This is a genomic window from Actinophytocola sp. (genome assembly GCF_045807065.1).
In the GTDB taxonomy this organism is placed as follows: domain Bacteria; phylum Actinomycetota; class Actinomycetes; order Mycobacteriales; family Pseudonocardiaceae; genus Actinophytocola.
Map to the genome: position 1 here is coordinate 1 of NZ_JBJMIE010000008.1, position 6,558 is coordinate 6,558.

Consider the following 6,558-nt stretch of genomic DNA (forward strand, 5'->3'; position numbering starts at 1 on the left):
GACCAGCTCCACCCGGCCGGCCAGCCCTGCCTCGGCGAGCTTCTTGCCCGCCTGGCGGACCGCCTCCGGCAGCTCCAGCAGCACCCCGCGCATCGCGGTGTGTGCCCGCAGTACCTCGGCCAGCAGGCCGCCACTGCCGCCGCCGACGTCCACGAGCGTGTCGACGCCCGTGAAGTCGCACGACGCGAGGGTGGCCGGCAGCCGGTTGGCGTTCATGGCGTCGGCGAAGGTCGCGGCCAGGCCGTGGTTCGCGTTGACGTAGTCGTAGAACGGCTCGCCGTAGAGCATGTCGAAGGCCGGTGCCCCGGTCCGCAACGTGTGCAGGATGTCCGCGAAGGACCGGAACACCTCCTCGCCGTCCAGCACCGCCATCTGCCGCAGCGAGTGCGGCACGTCCGAGCGGAGACATTCGGTGACCGAGGTCAGCGCGTAGGTCCTCGGCGCGGTCCTGCGGAACAGGCCGATCGAGGCCATGCCCCGCAGCAGGCGCGCCAGCGCGTCCGGGTCGGCCCCGCAGCGCGCGGCGAGGTCGTCCACCGCGCGCGGGCCGTCGGCCAGCAGGTCCGGCACGCCGAGCTTCGCCACGGCGTAACAGCACTGGGCCACCCAGCTGCTCGACAGGATGCCGAGGAGCTTGCGCCGCGCGAACCCGCCGGCCACCGATGTCTCCGCCACGGCCGTCGTCATCCGTGCGCGTGGTTCTTGATGGCTGCCAGGATGTCGTCCCACAGGCGCGCGCGGGCGGCGAGCGCGGTGTTCACCGTCTCGGCGCAGTCCTGCCACTTCCGCTCGTCGTCGCCGCACAGGTCGGTGACCATCTGCATGGCCATGGGGGTGTGCTGCTCGCCGTCGACCTCGATGTGCCGCTCCAGGTAGTCGACGAACGTGCCGAGCTTGCCGCTGCGCTCGTTGATGGCCACGACCTGGGTGAACATGTCCGGGATCAGGTCCTCCCGGCCGAACGCGAACGCCGCGGCCTGGCAGTGCACCGGCAGGTCCTCGATGATGTGCCAGGTGGTGCGCGCGAACTCCACCGCTGGCGCGGGCACCCCGGCGCCCGCCAGCGCGGCGGTGACCGTGGCGCCGCCACGCAGCCGGTCGATGAGCTCGTCGATGGCCGCGGTGTCCGCGCCCGCCTGCCGCATGCCCTCGACGTACAGCTCGAAGTGGCTGATGAAGCCGTCGCCGAACTCGTCGGACTCCTCGACCATCACGATGTCGTTGATGAGCCGGCGACTGCCCGTCGGACCGGTCGGGACCCACGGCACCGTGACGCAGGTCAGGTTGCGCTGCAACGATTTCAGCAGCGACATGAAGTCCCACACCGCGAACACGTGGTGCTCCATGAACGTGACGACGGCCTCGTGCGTGTCCAGACCCGCGTAGAGCGGATGCTGGACGACCCGGTCGCGAGCCGCCGCGACCGACTTCTCGAGCCGTTCGATCCCCGGATGCGTCTGCCCCCAGTCATACCTGGACATCTGGTCTCCTCAGTGGAAGTGATTTCAACCGCGCCACAGAACGGGGCAGTAATCCGGATCCGCATAGTCCGGGCGGCCGTCCGGTGTTTTCCGGACCAGGCTGTCATGATTGTAGAACGCGGAACTGCCGTCCGACAACGGATAATTGCGAAATTCGTTCGCCCCGTCCTGCAGGTGCAGGGAAACGGCACGGCGCGGTCGCGCGCTGACGTTGGCGCCGCTGCCGTGGTAGGTCTTGCAGTGGTGGAAACTCATGTGGCCCTTGGGGATCACCATCGGAACCTTGTGGACCTCGACGCCGTTGTACGCCGCGTTCTCGCTCAGCATCTCCTCGAGCTGCGACCGGTCCCGTTCCGCGAAATGGCGGGTCGTGCTGTCGTCGGTGCCGATCTCGCGCCACCGGTGGCTGCCGTCCACCATCGTGATGGTGCCCATTTCCTCGTCGCAGTCGTGAAATGGGATGAACGCGGTGAGCATGTTTTCCGACGAGGAGGACGCCCAGTAGTGCTTGTCGAAATGCCACGGCACGATGTTGGACTTTTCCGCGGCGATCGGCGGTTTGTAGATGAGCGTCGACTGGAAGACGCGGATCTCCGCCGCCCGCGCCAGCCGGGCGGCCACCGCGCCGATGAGCGGCTTGAGCAGGAGCTTGGCCAGCGGGTCGCTCTCGTAGTGCACGTAGTCGTTGTGCCGCTGGACGTCGCCCTGGTCCGGCGTCCAGTAGGCGAGCCGCGGCGGGCGCGCCGGCAGCCGGCGGGACCGCTCGCCCGCGTAGTACCGCTCGCTGGCCTCGACCAGCTCGTCGACCTCCGCGTCGGTGAACAGCTTCTTGGACAGGTACCAGCCGTGCTCGGCGTAGAACGCGACGTCGGCATCCGACGGCAGCAGCGCCGCGTCCTGTTCGGACAGGGTGAACTCTTGTGTGGTGGTCACGGGTTACTCCTCACGCGACGCCGGAAAGCTCGCGGTTCTTGGCCTCGTACAGTGCCTTGATGTTGCCGCTGCCGAAGGTGAGCGCACCCCGGCGCTCGATGATCTCCAGGAACAGGGTCCTGCGGACGTGCATCGACTCGGTGAAGATCTGCAGCAGCTGGCCCCAGTGGTCCCGGTCGACGAGCACGCCGGCGGCCCGCAGGTCCTCCACCGGCACCGCCAGGTCGCGCACCCGCTCGGCCAGCGCGTCGAAGTAGCTGGGCGGGGTGTTGGCGAACCGCACGCCACGGGCGGCGAGCGCGCCGACGGTACTGGTGATGCCGTCGGTGGTGAACGCGACGTGCTGGACCCCGGCGCCGCCGTGCCAGGTCAGGAAGTCGTCGATCTGCCCGCGCCGGCGGCTCGTGTCCGGCTCGATCAGCGTCAGCGTGATCTGCTTCGACGGGCTCTGCACGACCTTGGAGAACATGCCCTGCTCGCCGACCTCGATGTACTCCTCGAAGATCTGCGCGAACCCGAACACCTCCCGGTAGTGCGCCACCGTCGCGTCGAGCTGCCCCGCCGGCACGCACACCGCGAAGTGGTCGATGATCCGCAGCAGGTCGCCGCCGGCCGTCTCGTCCACGTCGGACATGCGGAACACGCCGGGGAGGAACTCGGTCCTCGGTCCGCCGCGCTGCACCAGGCGGTGCGTCACGTCGCCGAACCCGCTGACCTCGGCGGTGGTCACGACCGCGTCGCCCTCGGCGTACCGGACCGGCGCGGCCACCGGCGCCGCACCCCGGTGCACCAGCTCCTCGTACGCCGCCTCGACGTCGTCGACCTCCAGCGCGATCACGGCGACGCCGTCCCCGTGCCGGTGCAGGAACTCCGCCGCGGGGTGGTCGGTCCCCAGCGGCGAGGTGAGGACCATCCGGATGTCGCCCTGGGTGAGCAACAGCGAACGCCGCCCCTTCAACCCGGTCTCCGGACCGCCCTGTGCCGCGATGCGAAAGCCGAACGCGGTGCAGTAGTAGAACGCGGCCTGTCGCGCGTCCCCGACGTACAGCTCGATGTGGTCTGTGCCTGAAAGTTTCATGATGAGATTCGCTCCGCAAGCTCCGCTTGTGCGGTCCTAACCGTTCCGCTTCTTCTCCGTGCTCGCCCGGCCGAGGACCAGGCTCACGTTCTGACCGCCGAAGCCGAAGGAGTTCGACAGCGCGTGGTCGATCTCCCGCTCCATCGGCGTGGTCCGGATGTGGTGACCCGGGCACGCCGGGTCGACCTCGTCCAGGTTGTGGGTGGGTGGCAGCACGCCCTGGGCCACCGCGAGTGCGCTGGCCGCCGCCTCGACGACGCCGGACGTGCCGAGCATGTGACCGGTCAGCGCCTTGGTGGAGCTGACGGGTGGACCGTCCACACCGAACACCGTCGCCAACGCCGCGGTCTCCGCGATGTCGCCGAGCTTCGTCGACGTGCCGTGCGCGTTGACGTAGCCGATGTCGCCGGGTTCGAGTCCCGCGTTCGCGAGTGCCCTGTGCATGCACTCGGCCGCGCCGGAACCGTCCGGCCGGGGCGTGGTCGGGTGGTGGGCGTCCGTGGTGGCGCCCCAGCCGCGCACGTCCGCGTAGCCGGCCGCACCGCGGGCGTTCGCGTGCTCGACGCGTTCCAGCACGAGCATCCCGGCGCCCTCGGCGAGCACGAAACCGTTGCGCCGCAGATCGAACGGGCGGCTCGCGGCGGTCGGGTCGGCCCACCGCCTGGCGAGTGCCCGCGCGTTGCCGAAGGTGTCCGCGAACGTCGGGAAGAGCGGTGCCTCGCTCGCCCCGCACACCACCACGTCGGCGTCGCCGGACCGGATCAGCCGCAACCCGTCGGCGACGGCCTGCGCACCGGACGCGCACGCGGTGCCGTGGCTGGAACTGTAGCCGCGGATGCCGTGCGTGATCGCGATCCTGGCCGCGGGCATGTTCGGCAGGACCCCGGTGAGCAGGTACGGGCTCACCGCCGTCCGGCCGCGTTCGCCGCGGGCGAGCACCTGGGTCTCCAGCATGGCCATGCCGCCGACCCCGCCGACGACCACGCCGATGCGGTGCGGGTCGACGTCGCGGCCGACCTCGATGCCGGCGTCGGCGAGCGCGTCCGCCGCGGTGAGCAGCGCCAGGACCACCGTCTTGTCCATGACGGAGGCGGCCGGGCCGGACACCACGGTGCGCGGGTCGACGTCCGGCACGAACCCGCCGACCTCGACCGACGCCGCGGCGGGATGCCCCGCCGGTGGTACGGACAGGCCGGACTTCCCGACGCACAGGGCGTGGAAGACCTCCGCCGCGCCCCGGCCGACGGGGGTCAGCAGGCCCATGCCGGTGATCGTCACCGGGGTCGTGGTCCCGGTCATGCCGGCGCTCTGCTGAGGTGTTGCTGGCGCAGCAGGAACTTGCGCACCTTGCCGGTCACGGTCAGCGGGACGTCCTCCGGCGCCACGGCGACGACCCGGTCGAGGGTGCCGCCGACCCGTTCGCCGAGCGCGGCGCGGATGACCTCGGTGCGGTCGGCGTCCGGGTCCGCGTCGGGTGCCAGCTCCAGCAGCACGTCGGTGACGATCCGCCCGTCCTCGGGCACGATCACGACGGTGCAGTCCAGGACGTCCGGGCAGGCGGCGAGGATCCGCTCCTCCGACAGCGCGGTGTAGAAGCCGTCGCCGACGACCGCGTCCGGGTCGCGGTCCACGTGGTAGAAGTTGCCCTCCTCGTCGCGGTACACGAGGTCCCCGGTGAGGAACCAGCCGTTCAGGCGTGCGCGGAAGGTCGTGACCGAGTCGTTCCAGTAGCCGGGCGAGAGCGTCGGCGACCGGAACCCGAGCCTGCCGACCGTGCCGGCGGGCAGTTCGTCGCCGTCCTCGTCGAGCACGACCACCTCGGCGAACCGGTACGGCCGGCCGATGCGGCGCCCGTAGTGGTCGCTGTCGGGGGTGTGGGTGACGTGGAACCCGTTGTGCCCCATCTCCGACGAGCCGAGCCCGTCGACGAAGTGCGAGCCCCTGATCCGTTGCCGCCCCGCGCGGGTGACGGTCTCCCGCGAGCCCACCGCGACCAGCCGCCGGATGTGCGTCTCGTGGGCGCAGTCGCCGGTGTTGAACCACATCCGCACGGAGTCGACGTCCCGGCTGGACAGGTCGAACCGCGCGAGGTCGGCCCAGGTGACCGCGAACCCGTACACCGCCTCGGGGTGCCAGCGCTCGATCGCGGCCAGCACGGCCGGCCCGTCCTGGTGGGACAGGCAGAGCATCTTCCCGCGGTTGCACAGGATCTGGCTGACCATGAGCACGGTGGCCGTGTGCGGGATCGGCAGCGCGTTGAGCACCCGGTTGGTGCCCTGCGCCTGCGGCATCCCCAGCAGGTGGCGCTGCGAGGCGAACAGGGTGCGGTGCAGGTGCAGCACGGCCTTCGGCACGCCGGTGGTGCCGGACGTGTGCGTGATGACGACCGGGTCGTCCTGGTGGTGGCGGTAGTGCGGCGGTGCGGCGCCCGCGTCCCCGCGCGCCAGCTCCGCCGGCTGGCCGAGGAGCTCCGTGCCGAGGTCGTGGCCCGCCAGCAGCTCGGTGTGCGCGGCGTCGGCGAGCACGCCCCTGGCACGCAGCCTGCGGATGTACTCCGCGGCGATCTCCGGGGTCATCTTCCCGTTCATCAGCGCGGGGATCGCGCCGATCCGGGTGAGGGCGAGGAAGCTCAGCACGGTGTCGGCCGCGGCGGTCGCCCACACGGCCACCGGGTCGCGCCGGCGTATTCCCCGCGCGGCGAGCCACGCGGCGCGGGCGTTCACCATGGCGTCCAGCTCACCGAGGGTGAACTCGTACTCGGCGGGGTGGCCGTCGACCTCGGTGTCGAAGATCAGCCCGGGGCCGCCCGGGTCGGCGCCGTGCGCGATCACCCTGCTGAGCACGTTGCCCGCCCCGATGTCCGGGTCGGCGGCCAGGACGGCGCGCAGGCCCTTTGCGTTCATCGTCTGTCTCCTCCATCCACCAGCAGGGCGTGCGCGGAGTCCCCCGCGCCGGCCTGTTCGACGAGGACGACCAGTACCTCGTCCGCGTCGCCGTCGTCGAGCAGCAGGCGTGCCTGCGCCAGCCCCTCGGCCTTCGGGTCGCCCGTCGGGCACAGGCAGACCA

6 protein-coding genes are annotated in these 6,558 nt (G+C 71.0%); all 6 read right to left on the bottom strand.

Features of this window, described 5'->3' with window-relative positions; translation table 11 throughout:
- Positions 1-687 (bottom strand): methyltransferase (locus tag ACJ73U_RS00255; protein ID WP_407775419.1); only part of this gene is annotated, 687 nt, incomplete at its 3' end.
- The gene (locus ACJ73U_RS00260; protein WP_407775420.1) at positions 684-1,481 is read right to left on the bottom strand and encodes a DUF3050 domain-containing protein; all 798 of its coding nucleotides are present in this window, start codon (positions 1,479-1,481) and stop codon (positions 684-686) included. The genes ACJ73U_RS00255 and ACJ73U_RS00260, both read right to left, overlap by 4 nt.
- Positions 1,482-1,505: 24 nt before the next feature.
- The gene (locus ACJ73U_RS00265; RefSeq protein WP_407775421.1) at positions 1,506-2,414 is read right to left on the bottom strand and encodes a phytanoyl-CoA dioxygenase family protein; all 909 of its coding nucleotides are present in this window, start codon (positions 2,412-2,414) and stop codon (positions 1,506-1,508) included.
- Positions 2,415-2,424: 10 nt separating this feature from the next.
- Positions 2,425-3,492, bottom strand: a complete 1,068-nt coding sequence (gene hppD, locus ACJ73U_RS00270) for a 4-hydroxyphenylpyruvate dioxygenase (RefSeq protein WP_407775422.1) — start codon at positions 3,490-3,492, stop codon at positions 2,425-2,427.
- 36 nt (positions 3,493-3,528) lie between these two features.
- On the bottom strand, positions 3,529-4,791 hold the full coding sequence (locus ACJ73U_RS00275) for a beta-ketoacyl-[acyl-carrier-protein] synthase family protein (RefSeq protein WP_407775423.1): 1,263 nt from the start codon (positions 4,789-4,791) through the stop codon (positions 3,529-3,531).
- Positions 4,788-6,395 (bottom strand): class I adenylate-forming enzyme family protein, encoded by a 1,608-nt coding sequence (locus ACJ73U_RS00280; protein WP_407775424.1) that lies wholly within the window; start codon positions 6,393-6,395, stop codon positions 4,788-4,790. Before ACJ73U_RS00280 ends, ACJ73U_RS00275 begins: the two co-directional genes overlap by 4 nt.
- Between the last annotated feature and the right edge of the window lie 163 nt (positions 6,396-6,558).